General features: G+C 48.4%; 15 protein-coding genes. 11 read left to right on the forward strand and 4 right to left on the reverse strand.

The annotated features are described in order from the left end of the window. Positions 1-197: 197 nt before the first annotated feature. Positions 198-1,079: a pirin family protein gene (locus tag QN395_RS07630; protein WP_322119556.1), complete on the forward strand. Its 882-nt coding sequence runs from the start codon at positions 198-200 to the stop codon at positions 1,077-1,079. Between the two features lie 462 nt (positions 1,080-1,541). Here the strand turns inward: QN395_RS07630 and QN395_RS07635 are convergent, their stop codons facing one another. From QN395_RS07635 to QN395_RS07645, 3 genes are all read right to left on the reverse strand, one after another. Beyond that, the gene (locus tag QN395_RS07635; protein ID WP_322119555.1) at positions 1,542-3,011 is read right to left on the reverse strand and encodes an MATE family efflux transporter; all 1,470 of its coding nucleotides are present in this window, start codon (positions 3,009-3,011) and stop codon (positions 1,542-1,544) included. 124 nt (positions 3,012-3,135) lie between these two features. Continuing rightward, on the reverse strand, positions 3,136-3,735 hold the full coding sequence (locus QN395_RS07640) for a TetR/AcrR family transcriptional regulator (protein ID WP_322119554.1): 600 nt from the start codon (positions 3,733-3,735) through the stop codon (positions 3,136-3,138). Between the two features lie 317 nt (positions 3,736-4,052). Further along, positions 4,053-4,655 (reverse strand): LysE/ArgO family amino acid transporter, encoded by a 603-nt coding sequence (locus QN395_RS07645; RefSeq protein WP_322119553.1) that lies wholly within the window; start codon positions 4,653-4,655, stop codon positions 4,053-4,055. A gap of 100 nt (positions 4,656-4,755) precedes the next feature. Between QN395_RS07645 and QN395_RS07650 the strand changes: the two genes are divergently transcribed. Then, entirely contained in the window at positions 4,756-5,655 is a 900-nt protein-coding gene (locus QN395_RS07650; protein ID WP_322119552.1) for a LysR family transcriptional regulator ArgP, read from the forward strand. A gap of 63 nt (positions 5,656-5,718) precedes the next feature. Here the strand turns inward: QN395_RS07650 and QN395_RS07655 are convergent, their stop codons facing one another. Beyond that, positions 5,719-6,687 (reverse strand): cupin-like domain-containing protein, encoded by a 969-nt coding sequence (locus tag QN395_RS07655; protein WP_322119551.1) that lies wholly within the window; start codon positions 6,685-6,687, stop codon positions 5,719-5,721. Between the two features lie 909 nt (positions 6,688-7,596). On the opposite strand from QN395_RS07655, the gene QN395_RS07660 reads away from it, so the two are divergent. The 9 genes from QN395_RS07660 to nagZ all read left to right on the forward strand — a co-directional run bounded on the left by QN395_RS07660 (position 7,597) and on the right by nagZ (position 19,301). After that, complete coding sequence (locus QN395_RS07660) at positions 7,597-10,338, forward strand: TonB-dependent receptor (protein ID WP_322119550.1); 2,742 nt, start codon at positions 7,597-7,599, stop codon at positions 10,336-10,338. 327 nt (positions 10,339-10,665) lie between these two features. Further along, positions 10,666-11,640 carry a BadF/BadG/BcrA/BcrD ATPase family protein gene (locus QN395_RS07665; protein ID WP_369124356.1) on the forward strand — a complete coding sequence of 325 codons (975 nt, stop codon included), beginning with the start codon at positions 10,666-10,668 and terminating at the stop codon, positions 11,638-11,640. 73 nt (positions 11,641-11,713) lie between these two features. After that, complete coding sequence (locus QN395_RS07670; RefSeq protein ID WP_322119549.1) at positions 11,714-12,448, forward strand: GntR family transcriptional regulator; 735 nt, start codon at positions 11,714-11,716, stop codon at positions 12,446-12,448. After that, complete coding sequence (gene nagA / locus QN395_RS07675) at positions 12,445-13,557, forward strand: N-acetylglucosamine-6-phosphate deacetylase (RefSeq protein WP_323492421.1); 1,113 nt, start codon at positions 12,445-12,447, stop codon at positions 13,555-13,557. Before QN395_RS07670 ends, nagA begins: the two co-directional genes overlap by 4 nt. After that, on the forward strand, positions 13,550-14,560 hold the full coding sequence (locus QN395_RS07680; RefSeq protein WP_322121612.1) for an SIS domain-containing protein: 1,011 nt from the start codon (positions 13,550-13,552) through the stop codon (positions 14,558-14,560). Before nagA ends, QN395_RS07680 begins: the two co-directional genes overlap by 8 nt. 160 nt (positions 14,561-14,720) lie before the next feature. Beyond that, entirely contained in the window at positions 14,721-16,091 is a 1,371-nt protein-coding gene (locus QN395_RS07685; RefSeq protein WP_322119547.1) for a sugar ABC transporter substrate-binding protein, read from the forward strand. A gap of 2 nt (positions 16,092-16,093) precedes the next feature. Continuing rightward, the gene (locus QN395_RS07690) at positions 16,094-16,963 is read left to right on the forward strand and encodes a sugar ABC transporter permease (RefSeq protein WP_322119546.1); all 870 of its coding nucleotides are present in this window, start codon (positions 16,094-16,096) and stop codon (positions 16,961-16,963) included. Continuing rightward, complete coding sequence (locus tag QN395_RS07695; protein ID WP_322119545.1) at positions 16,963-17,790, forward strand: carbohydrate ABC transporter permease; 828 nt, start codon at positions 16,963-16,965, stop codon at positions 17,788-17,790. Before QN395_RS07690 ends, QN395_RS07695 begins: the two co-directional genes overlap by 1 nt. After that, complete coding sequence (gene nagZ, locus QN395_RS07700) at positions 17,787-19,301, forward strand: beta-N-acetylhexosaminidase (protein ID WP_322119544.1); 1,515 nt, start codon at positions 17,787-17,789, stop codon at positions 19,299-19,301. Before QN395_RS07695 ends, nagZ begins: the two co-directional genes overlap by 4 nt. Positions 19,302-19,398: the final 97 nt, after the last annotated feature.

The following is a 19,398-nucleotide window of genomic DNA, read 5'->3' on the forward strand; positions in this document are numbered from 1 at the left end:
TCAGTCTCAACCAGACGTACGTTTGATGATCGCTAATAACCGCAATTTGCCTATTTCAGACGTTCATTATCTGACACGCTGCGTTCGGTTGGATTGCAACTACGACAGCTTATCCGTATAAAGTAATCTCATCGTCACGATACCTTGCAGAGATAATTTTAATAAATCCTAAATTTAATCGTTTTCAGGAGATTGTTATGACCATTAAATTAATTCGCGGCCAGACCCGCGATATTGGCTTCCCAGTGAAGCGTTTGCTGCCGGATGCAACGATAAGACGCATCGGACCGTTTGTATTTTTTGATCATATGGGTCCGGCGTTCTTCACTCCAGGTGGGCACGCCGGTGACGTTAGACCCCATCCACACATTGGTCTGGCAACGGTGACCTACTTGTTTAGCGGCGCAATGATGCACAGAGATAGTCTGGGTAGTGTGCAGCGAATTGTGCCTGGAGATATTAACTGGATGACTGCGGGACGCGGGATAGTGCATTCAGAACGTATGCCTGAGGATATCCGTGAACAAGGCATCGCAGTACAGGGTTTGCAGATGTGGGTAGCGTTGCCGGAAAAAGATGAAGAGATTACGCCAGCCTTCCATCATTATCCGGCGGATGAATTGCCACGGATTGAATGGACTGGCGTGCGGCTGCATGTCTTGGCAGGTCGGGTGTTTGACCAGACTTCGCCAGTGGTTTGTCATAGCCCCACTTTATATGTGGCCGCATGGCTGGATCTGGGCGCTACGCTGGATATTCCGGCGACAGCGGCGGCGTACGCTGAGCGAGGCTTATACGTTATCAGTGGCGGCGTCGTTGTGAATGGGCAGCCTATAGAGGCGGGCACGCTGCTGGTGCTAGAAGCTGGCGAGGATATTGTGATCAAGGCCGATGCCGATAGTATTTTGATGCTGTTGGGCGGCGACGCCTTGGAGAAAGCGCCCAGCTTGTGGTGGAATTTTGTGTCCACTTCTAAGGAGCGTTTAGAGGCCGCGAAACTAGCATGGGCCAATCAGGACACAAGCCTGTTCCCGCCGGTGCCGGGTGAGTCGGAATGGATACCCTTGCCTGATCACTAGCACTACTAAAGCGTGCCTGACATCGCGATAGTTGCTAGGTGATGGCGATATGAATGTGGGCAAAAGGGTAGTTAGGCGATGATTAAACACATCTATTCAGCGTGAGAATAGGTCTTTTTTTTATCGTCAATTTAATATACTCCCACTAGGTATATATGGAGTGTCCATTTATTAATTGGACAATAAGGCATATTTGGCAAAATAAATGGGGAGTATATTAAATTTGCCAAATTTTACGTAGATAACTGCTTGTTTATAATCCCCCGCCATGTTGTTTATTCAGGCCGATGATAAAGGGCGCACCGGATCGTTTTTTCAATGATCAGCTAACTGAATTATTCAACAAAGCTTACCGGGACGCATGTCGTTTCTGCGTGCCTTTAGCCGTAATCTTGCTGTTGCTCTAACAACCGCAGCCCACAGAGCAACAGCTTTAAGAACCATCACTTGCAAGCGAGCCGCCTAAGCTGACGCGGCTCTTTTATCGTTCAAGCGCCGCAGCAAACCATTGGTGGTGCGCGGCCATCCGATTGGGCCAAACCAAGCGCCGCCAGCAATCGCAGTCGCATTGACTACCCCATAAATCACCAGCGCAACAGCTTGCGCCAAAAATACACCAGCCAAGCCGCCGCTATGATGCATTGCCATCCAGCCACCGATACCAGCAACCGACAGGCGGACAATATTACCTAGCAACGGCCACATCAAACGCCCAGCTCCTTGCGAGCAAAAATACAGCGTCAGACCCAGTCCGAAGAAGCCATACACTGGACCAACTATATGCAGATATTGTGAACCCGCTTCCAGCATCGCCGGGTCGCTGTTAAAAATACTCAGCCAGGCGTGCGGGAAAAATGCGGCCCATAGACCAATCAGTTCTGTGACCACAAACGCCATGCCAGCGCCAATCCAGCTTGCCCGCAAAGCCCGCTCATGCTGACCTGCGCCTATGCAGGTGCCGACCATGGTGACTAATGGGCCGCCCAAGCCAAATACCAGCGGTACCAGCAAATATTCAAGCCTTGATGCAGTGCCATAACCGGCAATCGCGGCAGTGCCAAAGCTGCCTACAAATGCCGTCGCAATACCAATGGTGACATTGGTCGCAACCGTAGATACTGCGCCGATCAATCCCACTTTTAAAATGTCGCCAAACAATTTTTTCTGGAATGTGAAGTTGACCAGAGTTGGACGTAATAAGCTTTTGCTGGATCGCAGGTAAATAAAAAATACGATACAACCGACAAAATAATATGCCAGCAAGGCCATCGCACCGCCGGCAATACCCATAGGCGGGATAGGTCCCCAGCCAAAGATCAGCAAGGGTGACAAAGGAATCAATACCACCGTTCCCACGCAAGTCACCATCGCCGGAAAAGCCATATTGCCGGTACCCCGGATAATCGCCGCGAAGCAGTTAAATAACCAGATCAGCACCGCACCTGAGAATACCCAGCTGGAATAAGTGAGTGCAGCATCTAGCGAGCCGCCATTGCCGCCCATCTGGCTATACAGCCAATGTCCGCCCGTCAGCACAATCAGCGTAAACGTCAATCCAAATCCAAGCGCAATCAACATTGCATGCAACACCAATGCATCGGCATCAGCCCGCCGCCGAGCGCCCAGTGCCCGCGCAATTGCAGATGCAATCCCACCGCCTACTGCACCGCCCGACATCATTTGCATCAACATCACAACAGGGAAGGTCAGCGCCATACCTGCCAGCGCATCGGTACCTAATTTGCCGACGAAATAAGTTTCGATCAAGCCCACTGCGGCTTGTGCTGCCATCACCAAAACATTCGGTGCGCCTAGCCGCAATAAGGTCGATAAAATCGGTGCTTCCAGCAACAGCCTAGTGCGTGCATCCATTGATGTATCAGGTATGGCGGTTGCCGCTACTAGCTTTATCGTATCTGGAGTAGCGCTCATTTGAGCGCTTATGTTAGTGCTGGGAGCGGTTTGCATACGATCTTTCAATATGGGTTTGCAGCATGGTTTTACTAATTAACTCGGATTAACTTCTTGATCAATTCAGTAATTAGTTTCAAGAGTATTAATCTGCATTTTGATGTGCAAAAAATCCGCGTACCGCCGCCAGTAATTCATCTGACAAAGGATCGCCCTTGGTCGCTCTTGCCAGCGTCATTGCGCCGACCACGGTTGCCATTGCCACCAGTGCTTGCTCACGCTGAGTTTGCGCGCCTGCACCCGCCATAGTTTCAAGTGCTTTTGCCATATTTTTAATGCCGCTCAGATAGGCGTCGCGCACTGGTTTACCCGGCGTTTCGCGCATCACATCCGTCGCAAATGCCACCGCCGGGCAACCTTGGCCGGCATTATCTCTATGGCGCGAGGTCAGATAATGGTCGGCATAGTTTTTTAAACTGGCGGCACCGTCCACGCCTGAGCCTGCTTGTTTTGTGCGTTTTTCCCGGCTCTGTGCTGCTTTTGCAAAGGCGTGTTCACAGGCGACAGCGGCGAGTTCGTCCTTTGAGGCGAAGTGGCCATAAAACCCGCCATGCGTCAGCCCAGCTGCCGACATCAAATCCGCCACGCTGACACCAGCAATACCTTGCTCGCGGAATAAGCGAGCCGAAACATCTTCAATCGTCGCACGATTGGATTCCATTTGTTCGCGTGATACCCGTGGCATTACCTGCTCCCGATTTGGTCAATAAATACATCATAGATGATAATCATCATAAATAAAATAGATTATTAGTATCATCTATAAAAATTTAAAAATAACTTATTTCTAGGCTTGTTAGACGGTTGGCGGTGTTTATCTTGCTCAGGAACAGCAAGGGTATTTCCATACTGAGAGAGAATTGGGTACGGTTGTTGCAGGACTGTTTTATTAGCTGTAAATCACTCAATAGTTTTTGATGCGCAAACATGGTCGAAACTAGAGTGAATAAATAACTACTAGCAAACGACCTGTATGGATGAGGTTTTCCGGCGTCAGTATTCTCAGCCTATGAATAGCATCACGCTGAGTCCGATCATAGAAATTGCGATCGCCGTATCTAGTAAGCGCCATGCGATTGATTTGCTGAATAGCGGCGCGAGTTTGCGTGCGCCGAACCCCAGCGCAAAGAACCAGGCGAAACTAGCCATTGAGCCGCCAAGTCCAAAAATCCATCGACCCGCGCCTTGGCGCTGATTGGCTAGCGAGCCCAGAAGGATCACTGTATCCAGATAAACATGTGGATTGAGAAAAGTGAAGCTTAGACAAGTCGCTATGGCGGTGCCCAGGGATGCGCCAATCTCGGCGTTAACCACTAGGCGATTTGACTGGAGTGCTCGCTTTCCCGCAGCGATACCATATGCCGCCAAAAATATCGCTCCGCCATATCGTGCGAAAGTTAGTACAGCAGGATTCGATTGAATCAGTAGTCCAAGACCTGCAACCCCAGCCATGATCAGCAATGCGTCTGCGCAGGAGCACACTAGAACGACCGGAACAATATGCTCATTCCGTATACCTTGTCGTAAGACAAAAGAATTCTGAGCCCCGATGGCGAGTATGAGGGTTGCTCCCGATAGAAATCCAGAGAGAAAATCAGAGATCATATAAACCTAGCGCAATCAATAAAGTAATAAAGGGATAGCGCAGATTATTCAGCTAGAATCATTAAGTAAAGCTAAATATTTTTAATCTACATTAGAAAAAATGAATATCAAAGTCGATAATGCCCAGCTATCCGCATTTGCTGCCGTACTGAATGAGGGAACCTTTGAGCTTGCTGCCCGGAAGTTAAACCTGACACCTTCAGCAATTAGTCAGCGAATCAAGTTGCTTGAGGATCGTTTGGGGCAAATCCTGATCCAACGCACAACACCCTGCCAGCCTACGGCAGCAGGGCGTATATTTTTGCGTTATGCCGAGCAGGTGGCTTTGCTGGAATCAGAAATGTTTTCTGGTTTATCTGTGCAAACAGAAGATGCTTCTGTTGCCGTAAGAATTCCGATTGTCTTGAATGCGGATTCGTTGGATAGCTGGTTTAGTTCAGTATTTCAGGCGGTTGCACTTGATGGTTCGATGATATTGGATGTCAGAACCGAGGATCAGGATTACTCAATGGCGCTATTGCGCGAAGGTAGCGTAATGGCTGGAGTGAGTACCAGCACAGATGCAATTCAAGGATGTAAAGTTGAGCCGCTGGGTGTCATGCGTTATCTGGCAGTTGCTACAACGGAGTTCAAGACACGCTATTTTCCAAAGGGCGTTAATGCAAAAGCGCTTGAGCTTGCCCCTATGTTGAAGTTCAATCAAAAGGATGCATTGCAAGACGTTTTTATATCACGCTTCACGACAAATTTAATTCGACCACGTATACACATGATTCCATCTACCCGCTCATTTTTTCAGGCGGCGTGCGCAGGTCTTGGTTGGGGCATGATGCCAGAGCACATTGTTGAGTCAGCTTTGCAGCGAGGGGAACTGATCCATATCGCGAAGAAGTATCCGCTAGATATTTCATTGTATTGGCATCGCTGGAGAATTAGTTCAACTTATCTGGATCGTATTTCCTCGATGGTTCACGAGGCAGCACAAAAGACCTTGCGCTAATCATTCAAAAGTAATTTCTTTTTAGTCGCGCGTGAAAAATGCGTGTTCGCCAGCTAAGACAACTCATTCAGTTCTGCCATCCATAACGCCGCGTCTATGTGACGGAATATGCGCCGCAGGATCGTCTTGGGAAAATACATAATGTTGGAATAAAGCACCCCAGGCGGCTCTTTGATCTGGCGGTAGTTGTTTTAAATTCGTCAGACAATGCACCAGACATTCAAAGGGCGTACTTGGCGCTTGTTCAGTGCGGATCGAGCCGCCCCACCAATAGTTGATCAAGACATTGAACTTGCTCAGCGACTCCACATGATGCCACCACAAAGTTGGGATATAGACTGCATCACCAGGCTCCAGTTCTGCAACGAGAGCATGTTCCAGTGCTTGTTTGAACCGGGGGAATTGCTGAAAATCCGGCTGTTTGAACGACACCAGACTTATCGGTGAGTTGGTTGGTGCAAAGTCTAAAGGGCCAATATACAAGTTGCCCACCTGATCTGGTGGGAAGATCGTAAAGCGTCGCTTACCGCTGACAACACAGGCAATATTGTAGGAAGTGTCAATATGAGCAGGTGTCGTCACCTTGTTGCCAAGCCAGATTCGGGGAGCGATTTGCTCACTCATGAATGGCAAAACATTGTCCACCAAAAAGCCAGGCAGACATTCAGCGATTAATGCACTTTGTATCGCGAGGGAAGGTGCCTGATCAAACTGGCTGTAGCGCATGATTTGATCTAACACCGCCGAGATTGATAATTTATTCCGTAAAAAATTAAAACCATCCAACGTCTCATTATAAAAAATACGGCCGTCCTCTTGGGGCGGTGTCAGTATCACATCGACGGCGGCACCGTTATCCAGATTTTTTAAATAACGATAAGTAGCCTCTGCCGACGCTTGCTGAGCTGAGGGCCAATGTTTAACAAATCCGCGTAAGACGCAGGGCTGGTGCGCACCAATCACATCGCGCAAAAAAGTCGTTTCATCCAGGTGATGAAATTCTCTCAGTGGCTTTAATTCAAGGTTTGACATGAGTTGTATTCTTTAAAAGTAGCGATGTACTTTGATCTGGCTTCTCAAATTCATACTAGCGAAGCGGGTGGTGGTGGTCGGGTTGCTGCCTTGTTTTGATTCAAAAAATCACGAATGACGCTGAGTGTACTTCATCGTTAGATAAGACATTAATACCAATTATAGATCCAGTCCTGAATGCTATTTTATGCCTCATTCGCTAATTTGATTGCGATGGGTTTGATTTTCTTTGTTGATTTTTCAAAAAAATAGACGGTTTCTCTCTATGACAATGGACAAATTTTGTATCGATTTTTAAGCCTGTTGTTCAAGCGAGAACGCCCAAGATAACCCCCCGTCAGAAAAAATTTCTCTGCAATATCGTTTATCTGATAAATGATTAAGCTTATTTGTTTGTTGTAAAAACTAATCAGTCCACTTTTATAAAAAACATATTTGAATTAAATAATTAATGATTTAAATCAATGGCTTGTAATGTTTGTTTAATTCATCTTATTAGTACCAATATGAGTATCAGTAATACCACGTAGATACCGCTTGACAGCCACTTTTACGCTAACTACAGTGAGCCCACTGCTTCCTATTTCAGGCGAAAATCAAAGTATCAGTCGCCCCAAAGATAAAAAGCATGAGAGTGATCTTGCTAGAGATTTTTTATCTTACTCAATCAGATTCAGTTTTTATTTAACCACGGTCTGCGCATTTGAAATGCCATGGCCTGATTGAGTAAGTAAAGACCTTGTGTCGTTTTATAGAGTTAGTTTTAAATTGTGGCATTTAAGTGGTTTTGTATGTTTGACTTGGTAAGTTGCAGTATCGCGGGTGGTATCGAAACGCTCTTCTGTATAGAAAAAAATATCTCGCAGCAGGGCATCAAATTGTTTTGATTGATAAATCTTGGGGGAGTAAATGAAAAGTAATCTGACACTTAAGTTAGCACCTAAATCAACGCCTAAACTGACGCCAATCGCGTCCGGTGTTGCAGTGCTAATCATGACAGTCGCAATGTCAGCACAAGCGCAGCAAGTCGATCCGGCAGCACAAGAAGTGGTGGTTACGGGTATTCGCGCTGCTGCACAACAGTCTTTAAATCAAAAACGTAATGCGGATTCACATCTGGATGTAATCACTGCCGAAGATATCGGCAAAATGCCAGATAAAAACGTCGCTGACTCATTGCAGCGTTTGCCTGGTGTTACAACAAGTTCTGCTAGTGGTAACGAAGGTGGCTTTGATGAAAACGATCGCGTCAGTATGCGCGGCACCAACCCAAGTTTGACTCAGACCTTAATCAACGGTCACAACATGGCGGCAGGTGACTGGTTTGTCCTGAATCAAAGTGGTCCTGGTGTCGGACGTAGTGTCAGCTATACCTTGCTCCCATCAGAACTGGTTAGCCGTGTTGAAGTCCATAAGTCATCTGAGGCTAGTTTGGTTGAGGGTGGTGTTGCTGGTTCCGTCGATATCATTACTCGCAAGCCCTTAGATTTCAAAAAACAGTTCACTGCGGAAGCAACGATCGGCGCGGTCTATGCCGATTTGCCTAAAAAGACAGATCCGCAAGTGAGTGCATTGCTGAATTGGAAAAATGATGCCAATACTTTTGGCGTAATGATTCAGGCATTTTCTGAAAAACGTAGTCTGCGCCGTGATGGCCAAGAGATTTTGGGTTACGAAAAAATTGCACCTAACAGCAAAGTTGCCCTGTCTAATCCTGATTTGGCTGGAGTGTACTACCCAGGATTAATGGGCTCTGCATTATTTGAACAAGTACGTAAGCGTCAGGGTGGTTTGATTGATTTGCAATTCAAACCAAGCAATGATTTTACGATCGATGTCAATGCCTTCAGTTCGACGATGGATGCTGCTAACTATAATCGTAACTATATGATGTGGGGCACCCACTTCATCAATGGCGGTGCAGGACAAGCGCCTGATCCTGGTTATGTTGTGAGCACGACCAACGGCGTAAAAACTCTGACCAATGCTAACTTCACTGGTGTCGCTGGTACGCAATACGGCATCTACGATCAGATTTCCCGTCCTGATGCTGGTTCTGATACTAATTTTGTCAGCGTTGAAGCAAGCTGGCGTGTCAATTCGTCCTTCAAGTTAAATGGTCAGTTGGGAACTTCCAGTGGTACAGGAAAAACCTTGACACAAGACGTGGCTGAATGGGATACAGGCAAAGGTAGTGGTGCTTCCTGGGGCTTGAACGGCATTGGCAGCGCCGCCAACTGGAATCTTGGTACGACTAATAATTCCAGCAATGCCAATACTGGTCTGGATTGGATTTTCGGCGATCAGCAAGTCAGTGTCAAAGATAAAGAAACATGGGCGAAGTTGGATGGTGAATATGCGATTAATCAGGGTGTCTTTACCAACCTGAAATTTGGTGTTCGTGCGACCGAGCATAAGCGCAACAATGATTTTGTGAATAATCAACGTCCGGTTTTGGATGGCTCTGCATTCAACAATTTACCTGCTGGCGGAACAGTTTCATACCCAGGTAATTTTGGTAGTGGTCTTGGTGGTAATTTTCCAACCAACGTCTGGTCCTATACCGCTGGTCAGTTAGCGGCTTATGACGCGCAATATGCTTTGCGTCCGACCGATGGCTCTCGTGAAAACTGGGCGTCTGAGTTCGCACTTAAAGAAAACACCAGTGCCGCGTATATCCAAAGCAATCTGGAAGGTCAAGGCTGGAGCGGTAACTTTGGTATCCGTTTTGTACAAACTAAAGAAAGCGTGACCTTACCATTTGCTGCCACCGCTACGACGCCTGGTGCGATCACAACATCCCTGTTTGGTCCATTCATCCGTCAGCAATTCGATAATACCTACAACGATATTTTACCAAGTGGGAATTTACGTCTTGATGTCACCAAAGATCTGGTTGCCCGTTTTGCTGTATCGAAGACGATGACTCGCCCAGACTACGGCGCACTGGCAAGTGCGATCAGCCTGAGTCCGCCAGCAGTTGCCGGTGGTGTAGGTAGCGGTAGTGGCGCTAATCCTGATCTGAAACCGATTCGCTCGAATAACTTTGACGCGTCCTTAGAATGGTATTTTGCACCGCGTTCTTTGTTATCCGCAGGTTTGTTCTATATGGATTTGACTAGCTATGTCGGGATAGGGCAAGTCTCTAAGAGCTATATGACGTACAGCGCTCAGACACCACAAGGTGCGATGGTGCCGTATATTTTATCGGTTCCAACCAATACCAGCGCCAAGGTTAAAGGTATCGAGTTAGCGTATGAGCAGCCAGTCGGTAAGAACTTTGGTTTCTCTACTAACTACACTTATGCTGATGCCAAAGATGCTGATTCAAAAGACGTCGTGGGTGCCTCCAAAAATACTTACAATCTGAGTGGTTACTACGAAGATGATAAGTTTAATGCGCGTCTGTCCTATAGTTATCGGTCCAGCTTCTACAGTGGCTTAGATCGTCAGACTGCATTCTCGCAGGCGGCAACCGGAGCAGTGTCAGCATCCTTTGGTTATAAGATTAATGAGAATTTTGGTATCACTTTAGATGCGCAAAATTTGAATAATCCAACGCTAAAATACTATGCCTTAAATGAAGATCAGCCACGTTCTGTGTACCAGAGTGGTCGTCAGTTCTACCTGACTTTGCACGCAAAAATGTAATATGAGTGACTGAGATGTTTGATATCGATGCTAATGTTGGTGCTGATTTCAAACCCCTCAAATTATCGGTGACGGGGCATATGCTCCGTCACCTTTTTCTTAGCGAAAGTAATCTGGTCGAAGCTGTCATCCAATCACTTGATTGAGATAGATGTGATCAATATGGGTGCCATTAGCGACCCCATCGCTCTGCAAAATAAAAGAAATAATGATTCGCTAGTACAAAAGATTTTTAAATACCACTTAAATACCTATTGACAACCACTATGTAAAAGCTCTAGGATGTCTTACTGCACTGCAAAAAGCAGAATTAACAGTAAGAACTTAGTGAAAACCAATAAAAATTCTATGGGCGAGAGAGTGATTGATCAATACCAATACCTGATAGGCGTCGATGGCGGCGGCACCGGAACCCGAGTGCGTCTGGTGCAGGTTGGCGGTACTGAAGTCGGTCAGGGCAGTGCGGGACCATCTGGTTTGATGCATGGGATTGAGTCAGCCTGGCAATCGATTCTTGCCGCTACCAGAAAAGCGTTTTTTGATGCAGGGTTGGCGATGCCGCCCTTACGAGAAATTGCCGCAGGTTGTGGCTTGGCGGGTATTCATAACAAGCAATGGGCAACAGAATTCTATGTAAAAAATCCGGGCTTTGGTTCCTTGGCGATCGGAACTGATGCCGAGACAACTTTGTTAGGCGCACATCAAGGCGCGGCTGGTGCGATTATTGCATTAGGCACAGGCAGTGCAGGCGAGGCGATGTTAGTGGATGGCACCCGTCGTGAGGTCGGTGGTTGGGGTTTTCCATCCAGCGATGAAGCCAGTGGGGCTTGGTTGGGTTTAAGAGCCATCAATCATATTCAGCATGTGCTGGATGGACGCAGTCCAGAGGATGCGTTTTCTGCAGCATTATTGCAAGCGTGTGCTGGCCCTGATGCTCTTACTGAAGCTGAAAATGAGACTGAACATAAAGCGAACAGAAGCAACACTGAGAGTCGTGATCTCATATTCAACTGGCTAGCCAAGGCAAATCAAACAAACTATGCCCAGCTGGCACCGGTCGTGATTGCGCATGCACCCACGACGACCAGTGCTGGTAGCATCATGCTGGCTGCGGGTAGCGAAGTCGCTAAAATGGCGTCCGCATTAGATCCGTCGGGATTGTTGCCGATTGCTTTGTGCGGTGGCTTGGCAGAACCGATGTTGCCTTACTTGCCTTTAGATTTATTGTCTCGCATCGTAAAGCCAAAATCGGACTCAGCAGCGGGTGCATTGATTTTGATTCAGCGTCAGATCAATTATTAATATAGAACGTGCAGTAAAAATTTAATCGCAAATTCATGAGTAATTTGTAAAAACGCTTCACTAGGAAAAAACTATGCAAGCGCAATTAAGTGATTTCAAACCAGATAGCGAAAGCTCTACGCCCTTGTATCTGCAACTGGCGAACAAATTAGCAACAGGCATCCATAGCGGCATCTGGCAGCCAGACGAGGCATTGCCATCAGAGCGTTTATTGTCCGAGGTATTAGAGATTTCTCGCGTCACTGCGCGCAAAGCCATCGATATGTTATGCGAGCGTGGACTGCTCACCCGCAAGCATGGCTCTGGCACGTACATCACCCCAAAATTAGAGCAACCTTTATCCCGTCTGACTAACTTTAGTGAAGAGCTGCGTCAACGTGGTTTTGCACCAGGTTCGCAATGGATTTCACGCGAAACCGGTATCGCCGCACCGGAAGAGATTTTGTCATTAGGTTTGTCGCCCAACACTGTGGTATCGCGGCTAAAGCGCTTGCGCACTGCTGATAATGTAGTGATGGCGATAGAGAGCACGACCATACCGGCAATCTATTTACCCAATCCTAAATTAGTCACCGACAGTTTGTATGGTTATCTGGAATCGCATAACGTCACGCCGACCCGCGCCTTGCAACACATCCGTGCCGTCAATGCGACCGCTGAGCAAGCCAAGCTGGCAGGCATTAAACAAGGTGCGGCAATGCTCTACATCACCCGCGTTGGTTACTTGCCGACCGGTGCTGCGGTAGAACTGACGCACTCGTTTTGTCGCAGTGATTATTATGATTTCGTTGCGGAGCTGTTCAGATGAGTGGAACTTTGCAAGGCAATGTCCTGACTTCTTCCGGTTGGGTTAGCGGCTCTATCGATTTTGCAGAGCGCGTGACGGCAATCCATGGTGCGACAATTAATCCGGCACAAAATCAGCAAGTATATATTTTGCCCGGCTTTGTTGACCTGCATGTGCATGGTGCTGGCGGCAAAGACACGATGGAAGCAGGTGATGCTGCCGAGGTCATTGCACGCATGCACGCACAGCACGGCACGACCAGTTTGCTGGCAACTACCATGACCGCGCCCATGGCCGATCTGGAAGCAGCACTGCACGCTTTAAAGCCAGTATGCGAAATTAGAACCAAAGGCGCAGCGCGGGTACTTGGTGTCCATCTGGAAGGCCCGTATATCAATCCGGGCAAGCTCGGTGCGCAACCAGATTTCGCAAGGATTGCCTCGCTGGAACAGGTTAAGCATTTACACGATATTGCACCGATCAAACTGATCACAGTTGCACCAGAAATGGAAGGTCATTTACAACTGGTGCGTGAGCTGACCGATATGGGTATGGTGGTACAGCTCGGCCATACACTGGGTACCTATGAAGAGGGCGTCGCTGCTTTAGAAAACGGTGCCAAGGGGTTTACGCACTTGTATAACGCCATGTCGCGCCTTGATCATCGCGCGCCGGGCATGGTCGGCGCAGCACTGGCGCATGCACAATTTTCTGAAATTATTCCTGATCTGATGCATGTTCATCCTGGTGCGATCAGGGCGGCAATGCGGGCGATTCCGTATCTGTATTGCGTCACTGATTCGACCGCTGCGTCTGGTATGCCCGATGGTCAGTATATGCTCGGTCGTCAGGTTGTACATAAATGCCTGGGTGGCGTGCGACTCGAAGATGGCACGCTGGCGGGTAGCACCTTGACGATGGATCAAGCCTTGCGCAATCTGGTCAGCATCGGTCTCGACATTGAGGACGCGTCTAAGCGTGTTTCCACTTATGCCGCCGATTATCTCGGCTTATCTGATCGTGGTCGTTTGCAAGTGGATAGTTATGCCGACATCGTCGTGCTTGACCGCAAGCTCAACCTGATTGCTGTGTATGTAGAAGGAGAAAAGATTGACCTCGCAAATGCTTAAGGAAGCCTGTTCGTCCGCCGAGTTTGTGGCACATCAACTGACGCAGGACAAAGACCGTTATATCGCGTTGGGAAAACATCTCAGAGATCATCCGCCATCATCAGTCTTGACGGTGGCGCGTGGTAGTTCGGATCATGCCGCCAATTATTCGGCCTACCTGATTATGTCGCGCTTGGGTCGTATCGTTGCCTCTTTGCCGATGTCTTTAGTGACATTGAATAAGTCACCGTTGCATGCCCGCGATGCGCTGGCAATTGCAATCTCGCAGTCGGGACAAAGCCCGGATGTGATTGAGCCGATTCGTTATTTTCGTGAAGGTGGCGCTTCTACGGTGGCATTAGTCAACGATGCGACATCGCCATTAGCACAGAGTGCCGAATGGACTTTGCCTTTGCATGCAGGGCCAGAGTTGAGTGTCGCCGCGACTAAGAGTTTTATTACCTCACTGGTTGCTGGTGCGCGTGTTGCAGGCAATTGGCAAAACGATGCAGAATTTTTGAGCGCGATTGAATCATTGCCAGAAGCCTTAGAGGCGGCTACCCGTTGCGACTGGTCTAATGCTTTAGAAGTGCTAACCCCAGCGTCGCGCATTATGACCGTCGGGCGCGGTATCAGCTTCCCAGTCGCACTGGAATCAGCGTTGAAATTTAAAGAAACCTCGGTCATACAGGCAGAAGCATTTAGTGGTGCAGAGATCAAACATGGCCCGATGGCCCTGATTGATGATGGCTATCCTCTGCTGATTTTTGCAACGCGTGGTCCTACCCAAGCAGGCTTAATTGCGCTGGCAGAAGAGATGCGTGGCCGTGGCGCTAATGTGTTACTGGCAGCACCGATCGACGTCAAAGAACGTAACCTGACATTGCCTACCGCTGCCACACCAGACCTTGATCCCATCGTGGCGATTCAGGCGTTTTATGTCATGGCAGCGCACTTGTCGATCGCCCGCGGATTAGATCCTGACAAGCCACGGCATTTAAGTAAAGTGACCAAGACGAATTGAAATCGCACCAGGAAAAACACTAGTGCGCATTTGGTAACGAAAGAGCATAGCGCTTTTTTTAAAACTGTTTATAAATATACTCCTAGTTAGTATATTTATATTGTCCATAGAAAACCTGGACAATCAACGATATTTTACAAAAAAATAGGGGAGTATTCCTTTGTCAGGCAGAATGTGGCGTTCAGCGATGGGGCAGCGAGCTAGCAAAATCCTTGCAAGGCTAGCGGCATCCATGCGGCGCGCCATATTCCTATTCTCGTTCGCGGTAACGGTCTCTGTGCTTGCTATGCCTAGCGTAAACGCTACAGAAAAAATCGAATTCTGGACCATGAGCTTAAAGCCGAAGTTCATTCCGTATTTTCAAACGCTGGTCAAAACCTATGAGGTACAACACCCCGGTGTCAAAGTCGAGTGGGTAGATTTTCCCTGGGATATTTTGCAACTGAAACTCATCACTTCGATTGCGGCAGGTACACCGCCTTCACTGGTCAATCTCAGCGTGCCATGGGCAGAAGAATTTGCGCGTGACGGATTGATCGAGCCGGTTGATGGGCTGATGAAGAACAAAACGGTCTACACCAAAGGCGCGCTCGATGATCTGACTTTTCACGGCAAGCTCTACGGCTTTCCGCATTACAGCAACGTCAATGTGATTGCCTACAACCGTAAAATTCTGAGTGCTGCTGGGATCACGCAAGCACCGAAAAATATGGATGAGCTGCTAGCCTACGCACGCCAGATTGCGGCCAAAACGGGCAAAGCTGGCTACGCGCCTGCGCTAGGCAAGATCGATGGTTTTTTGATGCAGCAAGGTCTGCCGCTCATCAAAGATGGTAAGGCTGTATTTAATTCGCCCGCCCATATCGCCTTGATCAAAAAGCTTGCTGACACCTATAAGGCGAACGGTTTTTTGAAAGATAAATTATTCGCCGAAGATAATTTCCCCGCCGTGGTGGATGCCTATCTGGGCGGTCGCCTAGGCATGATGGTCAGCGCGCCAACTGCCTTAAAACGTATTCAGGCTGACTCTGCCGAAATCTATGCCAATACTGCGATTTTCCCTGCGCCTGTTGGTCCCACGGGTATTGCCGACGGTGGTTGGATGTTCAACTTCGCTGTACCAAAAGGCGTCAATCCCCGATCGCTTCCCGCGATTGCTGAGTTTGCCCAATTTCTGACGAACGACGAGAATCAATTAGCCTTTGCTAAGATTGCCAAAGTCATGCCGACCACGGTCAAAGCACTTGCTAATTCTTACTTTGCACAGATACCGGATCATGCGGGCGCAGCAGAAATTGCGCAGACCGTTGCTGCTGGTTCTATGCAGTATTCACGCAGTTTGTACGTGGATGGCATCACTGATTACGATGAGTTGCGGCGGTTTTTGGTGCAGGCAGTAGAGGCGGGAATGACGGGCAAAAAAGAGATCAAGCTGGCACTCGATGAGGCAGTGGCGATCTGGAATAAAAAGCTGGCGGCTGACGTTAATGCACAAACCCACGCCAGAACGATGGCGAAGGAAGACAACTGATCATGTCCGCCTTTCGACGACATAATGTGATTGCCTATGTATTCCTCGCACCGGCTTTGTTGTTGCTCGCGTTGTTCTCGTTCTGGCCAGTGTTATATGGCTCCTATCTGAGCTTTACCGATTTCAGTTTAGTCCGCACGACGCATTGGATGGGTTGGGATAATTATCGCTACATCTTTGGAAATGCAATGTTTGTCAGCGGTCTTAAAAACTCCCTACTATTTTTATTCATCGTCCCGTTTATCCAGATTGGCGCAATCGTATTGGCGACGCTGGTCAATACCCAATTGCCAGCGATACGCTGGTTCCGTGCGGCTTATTATGTGCCGGTGGTGACCACGGTTGCAGTAGTCGGGATTATGTGGGGATTTATGTTTCACGATCAGGGCGCATTGAATTATGTGCTTCTGAAACTTCACGCCATCAATCAACCGCTGGGTTGGTTATCGGATGACAGTCTAGCGATCTTCTCGATTATGTTTGTCTCCCTCTGGCGCGGGCTCGGTTGGTATATGGTGATGTACTTGGCAGCGTTGCAATCCATTCCCTCTGAGATGCAAGAAGCCGCTGTACTCGATGGAGCAAATCTATGGCAACGGTTTTGGAAGATCACCGTACCCATGCTATTTCCAACCATCATGGTTTGTACCATCATGTCCGTTTTAGCTGCGCTGAAGGCATATCAGGAGGTCGATGTCCTGACACAGGGCGGTCCGATGAATTCAACTTTTACCGCGCTCTACTATGCCTACGATCAGGGTTTAAAACATCTGAAATTGCCACGCGGTCTTGCTGCAAGTTTTGTGATGTCATTGTCTTGCATTGCCATCGCATTAGCCTGCCTGCGCTACTTGAAGCCGAGGCACCGGTGATGTCGCATTCTATCCAGCATCTGTTTAAAATTATTCTTCAATATACGGTGCTAATCGCGTTAGCAGTGCTGTGCGTATTTCCATTCTGGTGGACGCTGGTAGTGGCGGTATCGACTGAGGGCAATATTTTTGAATTCCCGCCCAGCTTTATGCCACAAGCGGTATCAATGGACAATTTTATTGAAGTATTCCGCGTGATCCCGATGATCGCGTTTTATAAAAATTCCTTGCTAATTACCGTAGCGACTGTGTGCTGGAAATTACTACTGTGCTCACTAGCTGCTTATCCGCTGTCACGTATGCGCTTTAGCGGTAGCAAGCTGGTTTTTGGACTGATACTGGCAACCATGATTTTGCCGTCAGAAGTGAATTTTTTGGTGAACTTTATCACTCTGACCAAGATAAGCTTGGTCAATACTTATACCGGTGTGATCTTGCCGAATGTGGTGACCGCGGTATCGATACTGCTGTTGAAACAAGCCTTCGATGAAGTACCACAAGACCTGATTGATGCCGCCAGAGTGGATGGTGCACCGGAGTGGATTATTTTCTGGAAAATCGTTTTGCCATTGATCACGCCATGGTTAGCAACCGTCGGCATTTTGACTGCGGTGGAAGCGTGGAATGACTATATCTGGCCTTCTATCGTAATTAGTAAGCCCGATGATTTTCCTTTGTCAGCAGGTGTGCTGTATCTGCGTGGTACTTACGGTAGCAGTACACGGGTGATTGCTGCGGGCACTATTTTGACGATCGCGCCGGTACTCGTCGCCTTTTTATTTACCCAGCGCTTTTTTATGCGCGGCATGGATGGAGCAGTGAAATGACAAACATAATGACTAACGCAGCGGCAAAAAAAATCGCAGGTCAACTGATCATGATACGTATGCCCGGTACCTCGCTTGATGCAGAGATGGCGCAATTTTTACGTGACAATCATATCCGCGCAGTTTGTCTGTTTCGCCAGAATATGATGGATGCTCAGCAGCTAACTAAGTTCACGGCAGATTTGCGAGAAGTCATGGGGCCAGATGCCTTGATCGGCATTGATCAGGAGGGCGGAGCGGTAGTGCGTTCGACCTGGGTGCCGCAACCGCCCGCTGCAATGTCGTTGGGAGCTAGCGATGATCCTGAGCTATGTCGCGCGGTAGGTGCGGCGGTAGCGCGTGCTGTGAAAAGCCTGGGCTTTAACTGGAATTTCGCTCCGGTACTGGATCTCAATAATAACGTTGATAATCCCGTCATCTCTGAACGCTCATTTGGCTCTGATCCGCAGAAGGCAAGCCGATTAGCAATGGCGTGGATGGAAGGTAGTTTGTCCGAGGGCGTAGCGTGCTGCGTGAAACATTTCCCTGGGCATGGCGACACCAATGTCGATTCGCACCGTGATTTGCCGACGGTCGATAAGTCTCGTGCAGAACTGGATGCGCTTGAGTTTGCACCTTTTCGTATGGCCAAAGACGCCGCGCCAGCGATGATGACGGCACACATCGTGTATCCCGCACTGGATGCCGATTATCCCGCCACGATGTCGAAAAAAATCCTGACCGGTATTTTGCGCGATGAATGGAATTATCAGGGCGTCGTCATTACCGATGGCATGGACATGCACGCGATCGCCGGTCGTTATGGCGCAGGCAAAGCCGCCGTGATTGCCTTGGATGCGGGTGCTGATCTGGTGATGGCCTTAGGCACCAGGGAAACCCAGATCGAGACACTGGCAGCCTTGACTGATGGCATACAAAACGGGCAGATTGACGCGACAGGATTGCAGCAACGTCTGGCACGCGTCACCAGACTAACGCAACGGTATCCATGCCAACAAACGGGGCATCAAATCGCCTATCAAACCGAAGCACAAGATTTGCAATTAATGGCAGAGGGCTGGAAACGCGGATTGACGCCTTACCATAATCCAAAAGCGCCGGTACCCGGCAGTAAAGTCCGCTTGGTGATCAGCGCCAACGTCGTCAGCGACGGCGTCTCGGAAGCGGGTGTCCATTCCGAAAAAGTCAGCGCGATGTTGAGTGAAATTTATGATGTCGATACCGTGCAATTTGATCGGGCGAACGAATTTGACTGGAGCGCATTACCCGATGATGGTCGCTTTACGATACTCGCCTCCACAATCCGTTTGCGTTACAACGATAAAATCCGTCAGGAATGGAAACCGGATTTGCATCTGGTGTTATGGAATCCGTTTCAGTCGCTGGACATTCAATCGCCTGCATTGATTACCTATGGTTTTGCTACGCCAGCGATTGATGCCGTCGCTGCTTGGCTCCGTGGAGATATTCTTGCTGAAGGTAAATTGCCTGTGGTTGGTTTTGACGTTTGAGAAATTTGGTAGCAGGAGTGGTGTGCATGACGCACCCTAATCATTACTTTTACTTGCCCAATAAACATAAGGGGTTACAAAGGAAATGCTGCCACCA

Origin of the sequence: Undibacterium sp. RTI2.2 (assembly GCF_035018705.1) — a bacterium.
GTDB lineage: Bacteria > Pseudomonadota > Gammaproteobacteria > Burkholderiales > Burkholderiaceae_D > Undibacterium.

What these genes read in the sequence shown, in the direction of transcription:
- nagZ (WP_322119544.1), top strand. Translation starts at nt 17,787, where the DNA reads ATGACAAACATAATGACTAACGCAGCGGCAAAAAAAATCGCAGGTCAA.
- QN395_RS07650 (WP_322119552.1), top strand. Translation starts at nt 4,756, where the DNA reads ATGAATATCAAAGTCGATAATGCCCAGCTATCCGCATTTGCTGCCGTA.
- QN395_RS07645 (WP_322119553.1), bottom strand. Translation starts at nt 4,655, where the DNA reads ATGATCTCTGATTTTCTCTCTGGATTTCTATCGGGAGCAACCCTCATA.
- QN395_RS07660 (WP_322119550.1), top strand. Translation starts at nt 7,597, where the DNA reads ATGAAAAGTAATCTGACACTTAAGTTAGCACCTAAATCAACGCCTAAA.
- QN395_RS07690 (WP_322119546.1), top strand. Translation starts at nt 16,094, where the DNA reads ATGTCCGCCTTTCGACGACATAATGTGATTGCCTATGTATTCCTCGCA.
- QN395_RS07630 (WP_322119556.1), top strand. Translation starts at nt 198, where the DNA reads ATGACCATTAAATTAATTCGCGGCCAGACCCGCGATATTGGCTTCCCA.
- QN395_RS07670 (WP_322119549.1), top strand. Translation starts at nt 11,714, where the DNA reads ATGCAAGCGCAATTAAGTGATTTCAAACCAGATAGCGAAAGCTCTACG.
- QN395_RS07680 (WP_322121612.1), top strand. Translation starts at nt 13,550, where the DNA reads ATGCTTAAGGAAGCCTGTTCGTCCGCCGAGTTTGTGGCACATCAACTG.
- nagA (WP_323492421.1), top strand. Translation starts at nt 12,445, where the DNA reads ATGAGTGGAACTTTGCAAGGCAATGTCCTGACTTCTTCCGGTTGGGTT.
- QN395_RS07655 (WP_322119551.1), bottom strand. Translation starts at nt 6,687, where the DNA reads ATGTCAAACCTTGAATTAAAGCCACTGAGAGAATTTCATCACCTGGAT.
- QN395_RS07640 (WP_322119554.1), bottom strand. Translation starts at nt 3,735, where the DNA reads ATGCCACGGGTATCACGCGAACAAATGGAATCCAATCGTGCGACGATT.
- QN395_RS07635 (WP_322119555.1), bottom strand. Translation starts at nt 3,011, where the DNA reads ATGAGCGCTACTCCAGATACGATAAAGCTAGTAGCGGCAACCGCCATA.
- QN395_RS07695 (WP_322119545.1), top strand. Translation starts at nt 16,963, where the DNA reads ATGTCGCATTCTATCCAGCATCTGTTTAAAATTATTCTTCAATATACG.